The sequence below is a fragment of the uncultured Shewanella sp. genome (assembly GCF_947491715.1).
In the GTDB taxonomy this organism is placed as follows: Bacteria; Pseudomonadota; Gammaproteobacteria; order Enterobacterales; family Shewanellaceae; genus Shewanella.
The window spans coordinates 13,552-28,981 of record NZ_CANLKR010000032.1; the positions used below are offsets into that span (position 1 = coordinate 13,552).

The 15,430-nt window shown below is 39.9% G+C and carries 13 protein-coding genes; 8 read left to right on the top strand and 5 right to left on the bottom strand.

Annotated elements, in window-relative coordinates; all coding sequences use genetic code 11:
* Positions 1 to 39 precede the first annotated feature (39 nt).
* Positions 40 to 912: a LysR family transcriptional regulator gene (locus Q0779_RS18160; protein ID WP_298774786.1), complete on the top strand. Its 873-nt coding sequence runs from the start codon at positions 40 to 42 to the stop codon at positions 910 to 912.
* Positions 913 to 1,008: 96 nt separating this feature from the next.
* On the opposite strand, the gene Q0779_RS18165 is transcribed toward Q0779_RS18160, so the two are convergent.
* On the bottom strand, positions 1,009 to 1,551 hold the full coding sequence (locus Q0779_RS18165) for a DUF4136 domain-containing protein (protein WP_298774788.1): 543 nt from the start codon (positions 1,549 to 1,551) through the stop codon (positions 1,009 to 1,011).
* A 229-nt stretch (positions 1,552 to 1,780) separates the two neighbouring features.
* Between Q0779_RS18165 and Q0779_RS18170 the strand changes: the two genes are divergently transcribed.
* The 4 genes from Q0779_RS18170 (at position 1,781) to ruvX (ending at position 3,681) form a co-directional block, all read left to right on the top strand.
* Positions 1,781 to 2,098 (top strand): hypothetical protein, encoded by a 318-nt coding sequence (locus tag Q0779_RS18170; protein WP_298774790.1) that lies wholly within the window; start codon positions 1,781 to 1,783, stop codon positions 2,096 to 2,098.
* A 202-nt stretch (positions 2,099 to 2,300) separates the two neighbouring features.
* The gene (gene yciH, locus Q0779_RS18175; RefSeq protein WP_298774842.1) at positions 2,301 to 2,630 is read left to right on the top strand and encodes a stress response translation initiation inhibitor YciH; all 330 of its coding nucleotides are present in this window, start codon (positions 2,301 to 2,303) and stop codon (positions 2,628 to 2,630) included.
* Between the two features lie 40 nt (positions 2,631 to 2,670).
* Complete coding sequence (locus Q0779_RS18180) at positions 2,671 to 3,231, top strand: YqgE/AlgH family protein (RefSeq protein WP_298774792.1); 561 nt, start codon at positions 2,671 to 2,673, stop codon at positions 3,229 to 3,231.
* A 27-nt stretch (positions 3,232 to 3,258) separates the two neighbouring features.
* Positions 3,259 to 3,681: a Holliday junction resolvase RuvX gene (ruvX, locus tag Q0779_RS18185; RefSeq protein WP_298774793.1), complete on the top strand. Its 423-nt coding sequence runs from the start codon at positions 3,259 to 3,261 to the stop codon at positions 3,679 to 3,681.
* Positions 3,682 to 3,755: 74 nt separating this feature from the next.
* Here ruvX and hemH read toward each other — a convergent pair whose 3' ends face one another.
* Positions 3,756 to 4,763, bottom strand: coding sequence for a ferrochelatase (gene hemH / locus Q0779_RS18190; protein WP_298774794.1), 1,008 nt, complete (start codon positions 4,761 to 4,763; stop codon positions 3,756 to 3,758).
* A gap of 389 nt (positions 4,764 to 5,152) precedes the next feature.
* Here hemH and Q0779_RS18195 point away from each other — a divergent pair, with 389 nt between their 5' ends.
* Positions 5,153 to 8,770, top strand: a complete 3,618-nt coding sequence (locus Q0779_RS18195) for an invasin domain 3-containing protein (RefSeq protein WP_298774796.1) — start codon at positions 5,153 to 5,155, stop codon at positions 8,768 to 8,770.
* A 92-nt stretch (positions 8,771 to 8,862) separates the two neighbouring features.
* Here the strand turns inward: Q0779_RS18195 and Q0779_RS18200 are convergent, their stop codons facing one another.
* The 3 genes from Q0779_RS18200 to Q0779_RS18210 form a co-directional block, all read right to left on the bottom strand.
* Positions 8,863 to 10,959, bottom strand: a complete 2,097-nt coding sequence (locus Q0779_RS18200; RefSeq protein ID WP_298774798.1) for a GMC oxidoreductase — start codon at positions 10,957 to 10,959, stop codon at positions 8,863 to 8,865.
* A gap of 401 nt (positions 10,960 to 11,360) precedes the next feature.
* Positions 11,361 to 12,476, bottom strand: coding sequence for a PilT/PilU family type 4a pilus ATPase (locus tag Q0779_RS18205; RefSeq protein ID WP_298774843.1), 1,116 nt, complete (start codon positions 12,474 to 12,476; stop codon positions 11,361 to 11,363).
* 221 nt (positions 12,477 to 12,697) lie between these two features.
* A complete protein-coding gene (locus Q0779_RS18210) occupies positions 12,698 to 13,735 on the bottom strand; it encodes a type IV pilus twitching motility protein PilT (protein WP_298774799.1) in 1,038 nt (345 codons plus the stop codon).
* Between the two features lie 33 nt (positions 13,736 to 13,768).
* On the opposite strand from Q0779_RS18210, the gene Q0779_RS18215 reads away from it, so the two are divergent.
* Entirely contained in the window at positions 13,769 to 14,473 is a 705-nt protein-coding gene (locus Q0779_RS18215) for a YggS family pyridoxal phosphate-dependent enzyme (protein WP_298774801.1), read from the top strand.
* Between the two features lie 121 nt (positions 14,474 to 14,594).
* Positions 14,595 to 15,413, top strand: a complete 819-nt coding sequence (gene proC, locus Q0779_RS18220; protein WP_298774802.1) for a pyrroline-5-carboxylate reductase — start codon at positions 14,595 to 14,597, stop codon at positions 15,411 to 15,413.
* The last annotated feature ends 17 nt before the right edge of the window (positions 15,414 to 15,430 follow it).

Sequence of the window (15,430 nt, forward strand, 5' to 3'; positions counted from 1 at the left end):
TACAATTATAAAAAGTTAGATACCATCACTTTTACTGATATGCCAACACTTGAACAACTCAATGCATTTATTAGCACTGTCGAAACAGGCTCATTTTCCGCAGCCGCAAGAAAGTTAGGAAAAGTGCAATCTGCTGTGAGTCAGCATATTGCCAATATGGAAGCGGATATTAATCATGCTTTATTTCATCGAGACGGCCGATACCCAACACTAACGGCTCAAGGTCAACAATTACTGCCACAAGCGAAAGCAGTTGTGGCTCAACACGAGAGGCTATCGTTACAAATTCAATCACTGGACTCAGGGGTAAGCACAAGACTAACACTCGCTATTGATGAAGGGATCCCTTATACAAGACTCAGTGACACTTTAGACAACATAGCATCACATCACCCTCAATTACACATTGAAATCCTGTGTGCATCAAGCAAAGACATCGTAGAACTTGTCAAGCAAAAACGCGCGACTGCAGGCATTATTTATAACGATGAAATATATCCAGAGCATGTTGATTTTGAATCATTAGGCTCAGTACTGTTTGATGTTTTTGTCAGTCCAACGCATCCACTCGCTCAAACTCACTCCCCTCATGTTGATATGTTAAAGCTGCATAGACAATTAGTGATTGGATCTAAAGATGCATTAAAAGTCAACGCATTATCACCAGACATTTGGCAAGCTGATAATTACTATATGCTATTGGAATTAACGAAGTCGGGACTAGGATGGAGCTTTTTACCACAGCACTTATCTCAAGAGGCCTTGATCAATAAACAGATCTGCAAACTACCAATAGAATTTAATCAGCTGGGCTGGCAAGCTAATGTCGATATTATTCAACATAAAAGTGCCAGCGAAAATATAATCAACCGGCAATTAAGGCAATCACTTAAAACGCTATTGGAAAAATAGTCACGCTCTTTACCATTAATGGGCTTTCTCTCCCCGTGATACTTCCAACTAAACCCTACATCATGAAATATCACGGTTTATATGAGATCAATCACACTATTTAGGAGGGTACGCTTTAAACAATGCAGCAACTGACTTATTCACAGCCTCAGTGCGTGCTTGTGGCGATTTCTCCTGACGGATAGTATCTTCTGCCGAACCACGCCAAATTAATTGATGGGTTTTATTATTGATCATGTCAACAATTAACGTACCCACATTATATTCACGTACCGTCGTTTGCCCACCAGCCATACCGCCCCAACCCGGTCCAAAATAGGGATGATAACCGTAATAAGTATTAAAGGTATTCACATTGAATCGCTTATTGACTTTAGTCAGATAATTAATCAACACATCGGCATCATTGGCATTCGTTAGCGTTAAGCCTTTTAATCTTAACTGCTGTGCAATGGCCATACGCACTCTTTGATCCATTAATCCGTCAAGGTGATAAGCTGAATCCCCCACTTTCTTTTGAACCCAAGCATATGTTTTTACCTGGCTGAAATCAAAACTGGGATTATAATCAGAATTGGTTTTTAGGGTGCTACAAGCACTAAGGGAAATCAGTGCCAACACAACAAATAGCTTCTTCATAGATTCTCCATTAACAACAAAATATGATTAGTAATGCTCCACAAAAACAGTCTTGTTATTACCGATAACTCGATCAGGTACATTTAGCATAGATTCAAAATCAGGGGTTTACAAACTCATAACGCAATCATTAATGTAAAGATAAAGCAAAATAATCCCATTTATGAATTGACTTATACAAAAACCTAAATGATAATAATTATCAATTACAACAACGAGGAATACAAGAATGTACTGGTTAATTTTAGGCTTCGTAGCAGTTAGTGCGGTTATCGTCTGTCTGCCACAGAGCATGTCACTTGCTATTGCAGATGATCCCAAATTATCCAGTAAAAAGCTAACCCACTTTGCTTTACTTTTGTTACCCATTATTGTGTTAGCCTGGCTATTAATCACATTAATGAATGGTAATAACACACATTTTGGTGCAACAGCCATTAGTTTTGTGCTCACATCTTGTACTGTCGCCTTACCTAGGTTACACAAGCTCATACTCGTCAGTGCCATGCTTACGGCCATTTGTTTTATTATGGAATCCATTTTTTAGTTTCAATGGAGTCATACACATTCATATACTTCAATCACTACCAAGCCATTAGATAATGGACGTTAAGATCCTATCCTTCGACTCTTAGTCTCACCAATAACGTCAATAATGCTAATCAAACAAGCAAATTGTTAAAAAAGCATATTGAAACTTGCGTAATTTTGGTAAACTGGGCGACAGAATCCTTAGCGCATTTATTTTTATGAAATTCGACCCTAATTCAAATTTAGTCTACAGCACAGATTCGGGCAGAATTGCTCCGACTCAGGCAGAAGAAACAATCCCTGAAGGAGATGGAATCGTTCGCATACATAAGGAGAGTAAAGGGCGTAAAGGTAAAGGCGTATCGGTCATAAAAGGCTTAGGGCTAGATGAAAAAGCCCTTAAAACATTGGCCCAAAAGCTCAAAAAACAGTGTGGCTGTGGTGGTACGGTTAAGGATTTCAACATCGAAATACAAACCGATAACCGAGACTTATTAAAAAGCTTACTAGAAAAATTGAATTACACAGTTAAATTAGCGGGAGGTTAACCCTTCCACCTTATAGCTGATGGCTTTTAGGAGCACAAAGATGGACAGCTTACAGAATCATTTTTTAATCGCAATGCCATCCCTCAAAGAGACTTATTTTGAGCGTTCAGTCATTTACCTTTGTGAACACAATAAAAAAGGGGCCATGGGCATTATCATTAATCGACCAAGTCCTATTCTTTTAAACGAATTACTGATCCAAATTAATGTCAAAGGTGATGATAAAGCCCATCATAATGACGATCAAAAAATCCTTATCGGTGGGCCCGTCACACCAGAAAGAGGCTTTGTTTTACATTCCAATCAAACTGGCTGGAAGCAAAGTAAGGCACTCAGCGATGAGCTAATGCTCACCACATCCCAAGACATACTTGCCTCTCTAGGATCCGCAAATGCACCTAAAGAATTTATCGTAGCATTGGGCGCTTCAGTTTGGGATAGAGGTCAATTAGAACAAGAAATAGCTGATAATACTTGGTTAAGCATTCCTGCTGATCACACATTACTATTTGATGTAGATTATGATTTACGCTGGCAATATGCCACTCAGCCTCTTGGCTTTGATGCATGGCAGTTATCAAATCAAATTGGCCATGCATAACCAGTATCACCTATTAGGAATTTATTAATGGATTCAAAAACAGTTTTAGGCTTTGATTTTGGTACCAAAAGTATCGGTATCGCTATAGGTCAATCACTGACAGCAAGCGCCAGACCCTTAGTCTCGATAAAAGCCGAAGATGGGATCCCACGTTGGGAGCAAATCGGTAAACTCATAACAGAATGGAAACCCGATTTTATTATTGTGGGTCTGCCTCTCAATATGGATGGAACGGAGCAAGAGCTGACTAAACGCGCTAAGAAATTCGGGAACCGCATTCGTGGACGTTTTGACATTAATGTTGAATTTCAAGATGAAAGATTAACCACTGCCGATGCAAAAGCTAGGTTATTTGATATGGGCGGCTACAAAGCCCTCACTAAAGGGCAAGTTGATGCCATGTCCGCGGTACTCATCACCGAAAGTTATTTTGAAAATCAATACCAATAAACCAAAACGCAGCTCATACAGCCCGTGGACCTTAATAAAGTAAGCTCACGGGCACCTTTAAACAGCGACCAGCATTACTTTAAATAAGGCCTCACAATATTTGCCATCATTTGAATATGTAAATCATCATCATTTAATGCACTAATATAACGATAACGCTCACCACCCGCCGCTTCAAAAATCAAACGGTTTTCCCCCTCAATTTCTTCTAACGTTTCTAAACAATCGCTGCTAAACGCTGGACACACTACCGCAATATCTTTGACTCCTTGTTTTGGTAAGCCCGCCATTGTGGCATCGGTATAAGGCGATAACCATTTTGCCTTACCAAAACGAGATTGAAATGTTGAAAGATAATCAGCTTCACTTAAGCCTAATTTTTCGACAATTAATTGAGTCGTTTGTATACAGAAACAATAATACGGATCCCCTAAATGTAAATTCCGTTCAGGCATACCATGATAAGATAGAATTAATTTCTGAGGGCGGCCATTAAGCTCAAAATCTCGAGTAATCGATTCCGCCAAAGCATGAATAAAGTCAGGATGGGTATGATAACCATTAATAAAATGCAGAGAAGGCACAAAGCGCCAATGTGACAACTCTTTCGCTATTGCATCAAAAGCTGATGCCGTTGTTGGCGCTGCATATTGGGGATAAAGCGGAAGGACAACAAGTTTATCAACGCCTTTATTATGCATTGTTTGTAATGTCGAACTCACCGATGGTGAGCCATAGCGCATACAAAAATCAACAACCACATCATCACCTAACTGCTGAGTTAATTTGGCCGTTTGCTTTTCAGTAATAGCCATTAGTGGCGAACCTTGTTTTGTCCATATTTGTTGATACAAAGCGGCCGATTTTGCAGGTCTAATTCTTAAGATGATCCCATGAAGAATGAGCATCCAAATTAATTTAGGAATTTCTACCACTCTAGGATCAGACAAAAACTCGGCTAAATAACGTCTCACAGCCGATGCGGTTGGTTCATCAGGCGTGCCTAAATTCACAAGTAAAACACCCGTTTTCCCTCGAGCCATGTGCCCTTTATCTTTACTTAACCCTATATACTTAGCCAAATTTGCCTCTTAATGACTCATAACCAATAAGTGCTCTATTAAAGCATAAAATAACAATAATGAAGATAAAATTTATTACGATATAAGAAGTCTGCTCACTTGTTCGTTATTGATTGCTCATAACTTATACTTCAATGTAACAATTAACCAGTCTCTTCAGCTGAAATAACAAATGAAATCCACATTCCCTCTTTTGACACATAAATCAATACCCTCCTTGACACTATTTACCGATTTAAAATAATTAATCTACTGGACATTACTCAATTTACTGCTACATATTTAATATAATAAGAAAAATTAATTTCAACAATAATAGAGCCTATTTCAATTCATTCCTTATTCAAAGAAATGCGATAGCAATACCTGACAAGAACAAGGAGCTGTTCATGCGCAAGATAAAATCATCTCATCACCATGCTAACCAGAGATTATTCACGCTCTTAATCATGTTATGCAGTCTATTGTTTATCTCTTCTTGTAATGACAGTGAAGTTGTTCAAGACGATAACTTAGTTGATAAGGAAATAACCCTACAATTACTCGTTAACAGTGAAAGCACCAGCAATGAAAGCACTAGCAGTAACATTAGTTGGCTAGAAGGCACATTCAGTCTCGATATAGGTGATAATACCAACGACACCATAGTTACCCTTACAGATGGAAATGAGCAGACCCTTTTAGAAGCCAGCAACGGGGTTATTCATGTTGTAGATACACTCAAAGTACCTTCAAGCGGTATACTGACTCTAAAAGCAAGAATAACAAATTTAGACGAAACTAATCCCCCTAACATTACCGTCAAATTACAACTATCACACCAAAGCTTTTTTTCCGCCATCTCTCTTTTTGACATAATGAGTGGAGAAGAAAGCATCACTAATCACATCGAACTGATGGCAAAAGAAAACACAACCGATTTTGCTTCTAGTTATAATCAAACATCAGTCAATGTTACCGGCAATACAGTCAATGGTTCCGTCTCCCTTGACACCCCTATTTTATCAAGCAATACATTAGCTGGCCAGATTATGGATGGCGCCAGTGCAAGCATCACCATCCCTGATAACACACCACTGTTCGATGCCAATGGAGATCCATTCATTGCCGAGGGTGAAGTATCAATGGCCATCAAATTCATCTCAGCCGATCCCAATGGTTTAGCGCCTTTTGAAACGAATCCTCTATTTAACTTTCCGGGTGGTTTAGATATAGATAACTTTGAAGGAGATGGACCCGCTGATCTCAATGGTAATCAAAATATTAGCTTTATTAGCGCAGGTTTTGTTGCCATTGAAATACATGATGAAGCCAATAATCAAGTTTCTCAATTTGGAAGCGATGGAGTTACACTCAACTTTAACGTACCCAAAAGTACAATCAATCCAAACACTCAGTTACCATTATCATTTGATGATGCCTCAATTCCCCTCTGGAGTTATGATCAAACTACGGGTGAATGGCGTTATGAAGGCAGTGCTACCATCCTCACAGAAAATACCGATACTTTTACACTCGAAACCCAAATTACTCATCTATCATATTACAACCTTGACTGGTATGGTTCCGATCGCTGTAAACTGAATATTGATGTTGTCGATCAAGATGGTGTTGCAAACAATCAATCTTTACAAGTCTCATTCACTCGTGAAAGTGGCGGTTGGGCTAGGAAAAAATACGGCTGGGGTGAACCTCTAGATCAGCTAAACATTCAACGAGTTCCCGCGTTTAAAGGATACTTCCACTTATTTGATGCTAACAACAATCCACTACTCGCTTCAATTGAAGTGGATAATGAACAAATGGAGATCACAGATACTGCAAAAGGCATATTACTAGATGATTTTTGCTTTGGAGAAACCAATGATTCAGAATACACCTTTACCGCGAAGCTTAACATTAGCAATCCCCCGCGTATTGATATTTCTCCTTCAGTGACTTTAGTTTGCCCAATAGATGATACTCAAACCGCAACGGCCACAGAAGGCTGGTATGCCCTTTATGAAAATTACGCCTACAAAGGCAGTGGTCAATTAGATGGCGAGACACTCAATCTCACTAATTTAACCGAAGATGCAAACTATCTCTTTTACTACAGTGGCCCTAACGATTGGGGAAGAAGCGAATTTACAGCAACCAGCAACTTAACCGATATTCGCGTCGATGCATTATCACTTTGCCCCACCATAGAACAAACATTAAATGTTCAGTTTGTTTGTCTAGACGAAGATCAAAACATACTCAAAAGTAAGCCGGCCTCTGCTGCAAATCACTGGGTATACAATAGTGACTATTGGCAATACATGTGGGGAGAAGCCGATAGCAATGGCAGTAGTGAACTCACACAGACAATTGAAGGGTTTGAATATTTTGCTTATGTTTATGCAAGACACGGTAGTGACTTTTACTGGTTTTGGGCTCAAGACACCTTTGAAGCTGAAGAAAATACTACAGCAGAAATCGATATTGCCCTGCCTGAAAGTGATGAGTTTTGCCAAACGGATTTAAGTCTTGACCTTACAACCAGTACCTTTACCGCTTCTTCTTCAACAGCCGCAGCAGGAGACACCAACAAAATCACATTATCTGTTCAAGCCAAAGATGAATTTGGCAATAATATTACCTTAAATGCTGATGAACTCAGCTTTTCAGCCACACCAAGCGATCCAATAACCATCGATAATATTCAAAACCTCGGTAATGGTACTTTCAGTGCAGATGCCTATTCAAATACCGTTGGCACTGTTGAAATCACAGCCACGATTGGAAGTGAAACATTAACCAACACAGTCACGTTAACCTTTACCAATACGCTTTCGCTAACCAATGATATCTTCACCTCTGATGTCGACTCTGTCATTGCCAATAATAGTGATGTTGTGACCCTTAACTTACAAACATACAATCTCGCAGGCACCCCTTTTGGTGAGTCTGCTGGCGATTTAAGTTTTACCCTACCGACTGGTTACACGCTCGTCACTAATGTCAACAACGAGGATGGCACCTATACCACTACGATATCTGGCATAAAAGCAGGCACATTAACCCTTACTCCCATGCTTGACAGTCAAGCATTATCGACAAATTTAAATATTGAATTTACTCAAGCGTTAGATATTAACCAATCCAGCTTTAGTATTAGCTCCGATACTGTCGATGCCGACGGCAGTTCAACCACCATAGCCACTGTCATGCTGCGTGACTATAACAATGAGCCATACTTACTCAGCGATGAAACGCTTACCTTCACTATTGATGGCACTGCTATAGAAGTTAGTAGCACAGATGAAGGTAATGGTAATCACACTGCCACCTTTAGCTCAACCACCGCCGGAGAGGTCATCATTAGCGCACATGTGGCTGATGATGAAATAGGCCAAGGCACTGTCACCTTTACCGCGACAGGCCCAAGTGCCAGTGAGTCAACGTTAACCTTGTCCGCCAATGCCATTTCAACAGAGTCGACTGTCACAGCAACAGTCTCTTTAAAAACAGCAAGTGGCGATAATTATACCCAAAGTGGTGGTGCGTTAGCCGTCACCGTTGATGATAATGTCACCGTTTCCAATGAGAATGATCATGGGAATGGCACTTATACTTTTGATCTCACTAGCAGTGTAGCAGATAATTATACCGTATCCGTTACTATCGGCGATGTGTCTCTTGATAATACTCAAGCGGTCAGCTTCACTAGTGTCGATGTCAGTAGAACAGTCATCACACCCGATCCATTAACCATTATTTATGTCAACCCTAGCACAGCTGGCAGTATTACAATTTCACTGCTTCAGGCTGATGATTCTCTCGTTGGCCATGGCGGGCATACTATTAGTTTTACTGGCACTTACTTAGATGTTAATTTTATTACACATGATGGTACAATTGATAATAGCGACGGCACCTACACAGCAACTTTTAGCTGTCTTGGAGTCTATCCAAGCAATGCAGATATCACTACACATATTGATGGGATTGAAAGTGTGGCTTTTCAAATTGATTGTGATTAACCACCAATATGGGGCTGCTAACTACCAGCCCCATATTTTTATGAGGAAAAACCTCACCATAACTCTGATTTCAATAAAAGCGATTTAAAATACTAGTGTGGGTATTCATTGATTAAGGTATCCGCCGCTTTCTCGCTGACCATATATACCGCGGATGCGATAAAGGTACCCGGAATGCGGGGAAACACTGAGGCATCAACAACCCTTAAGTTTTCAATGCCTCGTACTCTAAAGCGGCTATCTAACACCGCAAGGGGATCGTTATCAGCACCTATTCTAGCGCTACCACTAGCATGGTGCCCCCAAGACTCATTACGCACCCAATTTCTGAGCTGCTCATCCGTTTGAATGTCTAACCCTGGTTGAATTTCATTAAAAACAAGCCCATTTTGCACCACTTGAGCATTCATTCTTCGTACTGTTTTAATGCCTTCTACAACCGCTGTTAAATCAAGCTCACTGGCATTGGCTTGACCACCTTGCATTTGTGTTTTTACATCGCCCTCTTCAAAATAATTAAAACGGATATCGGGCTTATCTAATGGATCCTTTGATACAAGGCGAATTTCTCCCCCTCTATTTTCAGTATGACCTTTTAAAATCAGCCAACTCCATTTATCACCCGCTTGCTCAGCAGAGCTGTAACCATTGTAATAACCTCTAAAATCTATGGGGCCGGCAAAAATATGTAAGTCTGCATCATGACTGACACTGGATTGACTTAAATAGCTGAAAATAAAACCATTGGTTGAGAAGAATCCTGTGCCTCTTCCAGTGTCTTTTCTATCTTGCTTATATTGCGCAAAACAAGGATCTAACAAAGGAGAGTTGACATTACACTCTTGATGAACCTTAAATAAATCTTGGATTTCATTAATCACAGCCACTTCATATCTATCTTGTAAGTTTTGACCCACTCCAGGTAAATCATGACGTAATGTGACACCAACATCGGCTAAATGTTCAGCTTCTCCAACCCCAGATAACATCAGTAATTGTGGCGTATTAAAGGTACCGGCTGATAGTACGACCTCATGCTCCACCTTGACTTGTTTTTTTGGTGTGATCCAAGGAAGCAGTTGCAACCTATCAGCACTATAGACATGACCTCTGTCAATATATTCCACTCCAACGGCTTGTTTGCACTCACCTTCACATTCCCATTGACCTAGGCTTGTATTAAAAACAGGATCGGCTTTGAAAATCACTTTTGTCACTAACGCCCCCGTTTTCACGGTTAAAAATGGCTTACCCGTTTCTGGATTTATAAGCCCTTGGGCTAAACAATCGTTATAAATTTCTTCACTGCTACGTTCAACTTCAGCATTAACATCTTTAAGACAAGCGGCCTGCAAGATCATTTCACGGGCACCTTTACGCTGTCCACGATTAATGGCTGTAGGGGTTAGCCAAAGTCCTTTTCCATCATTATCTTTAATGCTCTGGTTCAACCCATCACTTAATGCATCCAAAGCACTCGCATTAGCAGGAAGGTTTTGTGGTGATTCACTCTCAATCACTGCATTAATGATACTTTCAACAGTCTCTCCATGCATAGCGAGCAAATCTTCAGCTTTGGGTTGATCTTGTGTGAGCGATTGTTCGAAGCGATTAGCATATTGCATCATTGATTCAGGTTGCCAACTTTGATCGCCTGTTAGCTGCGCAATCCCTTGCCAGTCACTGTTTTTGGCCAACACGGAAATCATAGCATTATTCGCTGTCGATCCCCCTAATGAGCTCCCTCTTGGATAAAAAATCCCTTTCTTAAAAGGATGAGATCCTGAGCATTGACATTGACTTTCTTGCATTTCACAGCGCTCGACATCACCAAAAAAGCTTTCACACATCATTTTGCTGTCATTCATCGCTTGCTGAGGATTTTGAAAATGATCAACTGAAAAATTCCAGCTCAAAAAATCATTTTCTGATGCACTACCATTCGCAACGGGAATGTAGTAATTAGGTAATAGTCCATCGTCAAAACCCGCCTCTAATAACAAAACACGGTAACCTGCTTGTGCCAATTTTGCCGCCATAGGGCCGCCACCCGCACCTGAGCCCACAATAACAAAATCATGTTCTTTTGCTTGAACCTGATTGATTAACCCCATAAATAAAATCAAGCTTAATAACGGCCGCAGTAAAATAGAATAACCCCTTATCACCCATAATACGTGTGATCTCATATCTCTTATCCTTAATTGATAGCAATAAACAATGTGTTTTTTATAAAAATTAACGCACAGCCACTTCATCATAAAAATAAATGAAAAAAACTGATAAAATTACCATACCATGCTAATTCACATTCAGATGTAATACTTTTTGCCTAAATATAAATACTAACGAAAATATAAATCAATGAACGGATGGAATAATTAAATATAAAGGAAAAAAGATAAAACAGAACAAAGCAATATAAGAACAATTGAAAAGTTATACTAGGATCTAAGTACCTGAGGTGAAATTATCAGATATTTCGTTTTATTTTTAAGCACAATAAATATGCCGATGACCTGATAACACATAAGTTTCTGCTTTCTAAAGGGCTAAATTCAACTGTTGAAAACTTTTACTTAAGCACTTATCAATCTAAATCTAAGGTGACATTATCTAACGTACTACTAATCGGCGTATTTTCCGATCCTTTTAATTTAATCATTAAACGTAGATCATTGGCGGAGTCAGCATGATGTAACGCATTATCATAGGATATCTCACCTCTGTCATATAATAAAAACAATGCTTGATCAAACGTCTGCATACCCTGCTCATTGGATTTAGACATGGTTTCTTTTAATAAATGTAATTCATTTTTAGCAATTAAACTGGAGACTCTTGGCGTATTAATGAGTATTTCAATTGCAGCAAGTCTTCCCTTATCACCATAGCTCGGCACTAATTGCTGAGCCACGATTGCACGTAAGTTGAGTGATAAATCAAAAAGCAGCTGCTGATGTTTATTTTCTGGCACTAAATGCATAATACGATCTAAGGCTTGATTGGCATTATTCGCATGCAAAGTCGCCATACATAAATGGCCTGTTTCAGCAAAAGATAAGGCAAACGCCATCGTCTCAGCAGTTCGAATTTCACCAATTAAGATCACATCAGGCGCTTGTCTCAATGCACTTTTTAACGCCGCATCAAAAGAAAGACTATCAATACCAATTTCTCTTTGTGTGATCATACTGTGTCCATGCTCATGCACAAATTCCACTGGATCTTCTAAAGTTAATATATGTCCACTAGCATGCTGATTACGATAATTGACCAGTGCCGCTTGCGAGGTAGACTTCCCCGTTCCTGTCCCGCCCACCATAATAAAAAGCCCACGCTTACTCATAACAAGTTCTTTGAGTATCTCGGGAAGCTTTAACTCATCCACATCGGGAAGTTGCGTTTCAATCCGCCTGATCACACAACCAGGCGCTTCTTTTTGCCAAAATGCGCTGACTCGAAAACGCCCAACATCGCGTAAAGAAAACGCAAAATTCGCTTCTCGAGTCTGATGAAACATCTCTTTTTGCTCAGTATTCATTAGAGATTCAACAAAAGACAATGCATCATCTTTAGAGAGCTTATTGTGAGCTAGCGGTTTTAGCTCACCCTCTATTTTTGCACTGGGAGCAAAGCGGGCAGAAATAAATAAATCCGATGCCTTTTTATCCACCATTTCAGTTAATATCGACTCAACATCCATCTTCAATACTCCACTTTTATCTATCACAAGATTCTTTCAAACATATCGATTTAACACCCATCTTCAACACTCCACTTTTATCTATCACAAAAATCCTTCAAACATATCGATTTAACACCCATCTTCAATACTCCACTTTTATCTATCACAAAAGTCCTTCAAACATATCGATTCAACAACCGTCTTCAAGCTTCAAGACGCCATTGATGGCCAGCAAGTATTTAAAATTGCGTCCCAGTATTAACACTTTTCTTTTCTGCATCTTCACGAGTGATCACCCCGTGGTTAAGCAGTTCGTGCAAACATTGATCCAGTGTTTGCATGCCATGGGTCATGCCAGTTTGAATGGCGGAATACATCTGTGGGATCTTATCCTCACGAATAAGGTTGCGAATAGCTGGTGTCGCTATCATGATTTCATGAGCAGCCACCCTCCCTCCTTCGATTTTTTTGATCAAGGTCTGAGAGATCACCGCTTGCAAAGACTCTGATAACATAGTGCGCACCATAGACTTCTCTCCTTCAGGAAACACATCCACTATCCTATCAATGGTTTTAGCCGCCGACGTGGTATGTAAAGTGCCAAAGACTAAGTGCCCTGTTTCAGCCGCTGTCATGGCTAAACGTATGGTTTCAAGATCCCGCATTTCTCCAACCAAAATCACATCGGGATCCTCACGTAATGCACTGCGAAGTGCAGCGTTAAAACTATGGGTATCACGATGTACTTCTCTTTGATTAATTAGGCAGTTTTTATTTTTATGCACAAACTCAATCGGATCTTCTATAGTCAAAATATGTTCATGTCGATTGTCGTTGATATAATCAATTAACGCTGCGAGCGTAGTACTTTTCCCTGATCCCGTTGGACCTGTCACTAGCACCAGCCCTCTTGGGAAACTAGCCACTTTTAGAAAAATATCAGGCGCATGTAACTGCTCTAAACTTAAAATTTCATTAGGAATAGTACGAAACACAGCCCCTGCACCTCTTGCATGATGAAACGCATTCACCCTAAACCGAGCCAGTTCTGGAACATCAAAAGAAAAGTCAACTTCTAAATCAGTCTCAAAAGCTAATCGCTGCTTATCGTTCATGATGTCATAAACCAGCTTATGGACAGTTTCATGATCAAATACAGGGAGATTAATCTTTCTGACTTCGCCATCGACGCGTATCATAGGAGAGACATTCGCTGAAAGATGGAGATCAGACGCATTATGCTTCACGCTAAAGGCTAACAGTTCTGTAATATCCATATTTTTCTAATATCCATATTTAAGTAGAACACAATGACCAGCATACAAAATAAACTTAAGCACTCACAAAAAAGGATAGCTCAAGCAGCCAAAAACGCGTCCAGAGAACCGCAAGAAATCAACTTACTGGCCGTCAGTAAAACAAAACCTATCAGTGATATTGTTGAAGCTTACCAAGAAGGACAACGCTTATTTGGCGAAAATTATGTTCAAGAAGCAGAAATAAAAATACGCGCTTTAAAAGAAACCTATGCTGATATCGAATGGCACTTTATCGGGCCACTTCAATCGAATAAAACCAAAACAGTAAGCCAACTATTCCATTGGGTTCATACCTTAGATAGAGAAAAAATTGCCACCCGCTTGAGTGAGCAACGTCCAGATACTCTCCCCCCCCTGAACGTTTGTATTCAAGTCAATATCGGTAAAGAAATCACTAAGTCAGGTGTTCAATGCAATGAAATTATCACGCTTGCTAAACATATAAGTACACTACCCAACATTCAATTACGAGGACTGATGGCCATCCCTTCAGCCAATGTGGATGAACAAAAAGCCCGTTTAGAATTAGCCCAATTACACTCCTCTTTTATTGCACTAAAACAGCTTTATCCGCAAATCGACACGCTATCTGTAGGCATGAGCCAAGATTTAGAATTAGCCATAGAATATGGTTCAACCTTAGTCCGTATTGGCAGTGCCATTTTCGGTGCCAGAAAGAATAAAAAGGAAACATAAAAGCAATTTTAACAAATCAACACAAAAACAGTGGTAAAATACACCCAAGATGGGTAAAAATATCTTTTAACCCAGTATACTAATGACGCTAAAAATCATTAAATGAGTAAAGAGAGAAAACATGTCGCAAAAAAGTGTTTGCTTTATCGGTGCTGGAAACATGACTCGCAGTATCGTCAGTGGCCTCATTAGAAATGGCTATAACCCACAATTAATTAGAGTCACTAATCCAAGCTTACCCAAACTCGATGCTATGGCGAATGATTTTGGCGTACAGGTATTTCAAGACAATCTTGAAGCAGCCGCTTTATCAGAAGTCATCATACTCAGTGTTAAACCACAATTTATGCGGGACGTCTGTCAACAGCTTGCTAAACTGGATTTAACGGATAAATTTATCATAACCAAAGCTGCAGGTATTACCATCCAGCACTACCAAGATTATTTTGGTCAACCCACTGAAATTATTCGCACTATGCCCAATACACCAACACAAATTGAAATGGGGTTGACAGGATTATTCGCATCAAAAAATGTACCTTTTGAACACAAGCGATTTGCCGAACAAATAATGCAAACTGGTGGAGAAGTGATTTGGGTAGAACATGAGCGAGAGCTTAACGATGTCATTGCCCTTGCTGGCAGTGCCCCCGCTTATTTTTACCTTTTTATGGAAGCCATGGTTGAAAGCGCTGTCAAAAAAGGAGTAAATGAAAATAAAGCCAGACAAATGGCGCAGCAAGCGGCCTTAGGTGCCGCGCAGATGGCTAAACACAATAATGATATCAGCTTGGCTCAATTGAGGCTAAATGTCACCTCTAAAGGTGGCACAACAGCACAAGCTATCGACACCTTTGAAAAAGGAAATTTAAGAGGTCTAGTTGATAACGCTATGACAAACTGTATTGCTCGGGCCGAAGAAATGGCCGAACAATTCTAACTTATCCACTTTTTACT

Bases quoted from the DNA above. Each gene is read 5' to 3' on its own strand.
- ruvX (WP_298774793.1), top strand. From the start codon at position 3,259: ATGGATTCAAAAACAGTTTTAGGCTTTGATTTTGGTACCAAAAGTATC.
- proC (WP_298774802.1), top strand. From the start codon at position 14,595: ATGTCGCAAAAAAGTGTTTGCTTTATCGGTGCTGGAAACATGACTCGC.
- yciH (WP_298774842.1), top strand. From the start codon at position 2,301: ATGAAATTCGACCCTAATTCAAATTTAGTCTACAGCACAGATTCGGGC.
- Q0779_RS18195 (WP_298774796.1), top strand. From the start codon at position 5,153: ATGCGCAAGATAAAATCATCTCATCACCATGCTAACCAGAGATTATTC.
- Q0779_RS18165 (WP_298774788.1), bottom strand. From the start codon at position 1,551: ATGAAGAAGCTATTTGTTGTGTTGGCACTGATTTCCCTTAGTGCTTGT.
- Q0779_RS18210 (WP_298774799.1), bottom strand. From the start codon at position 13,735: ATGGATATTACAGAACTGTTAGCCTTTAGCGTGAAGCATAATGCGTCT.
- Q0779_RS18160 (WP_298774786.1), top strand. From the start codon at position 40: ATGCCAACACTTGAACAACTCAATGCATTTATTAGCACTGTCGAAACA.
- Q0779_RS18170 (WP_298774790.1), top strand. From the start codon at position 1,781: ATGTACTGGTTAATTTTAGGCTTCGTAGCAGTTAGTGCGGTTATCGTC.
- Q0779_RS18205 (WP_298774843.1), bottom strand. From the start codon at position 12,476: ATGGATGTTGAGTCGATATTAACTGAAATGGTGGATAAAAAGGCATCG.
- Q0779_RS18180 (WP_298774792.1), top strand. From the start codon at position 2,671: ATGGACAGCTTACAGAATCATTTTTTAATCGCAATGCCATCCCTCAAA.
- Q0779_RS18200 (WP_298774798.1), bottom strand. From the start codon at position 10,959: ATGAGATCACACGTATTATGGGTGATAAGGGGTTATTCTATTTTACTG.
- Q0779_RS18215 (WP_298774801.1), top strand. From the start codon at position 13,769: ATGACCAGCATACAAAATAAACTTAAGCACTCACAAAAAAGGATAGCT.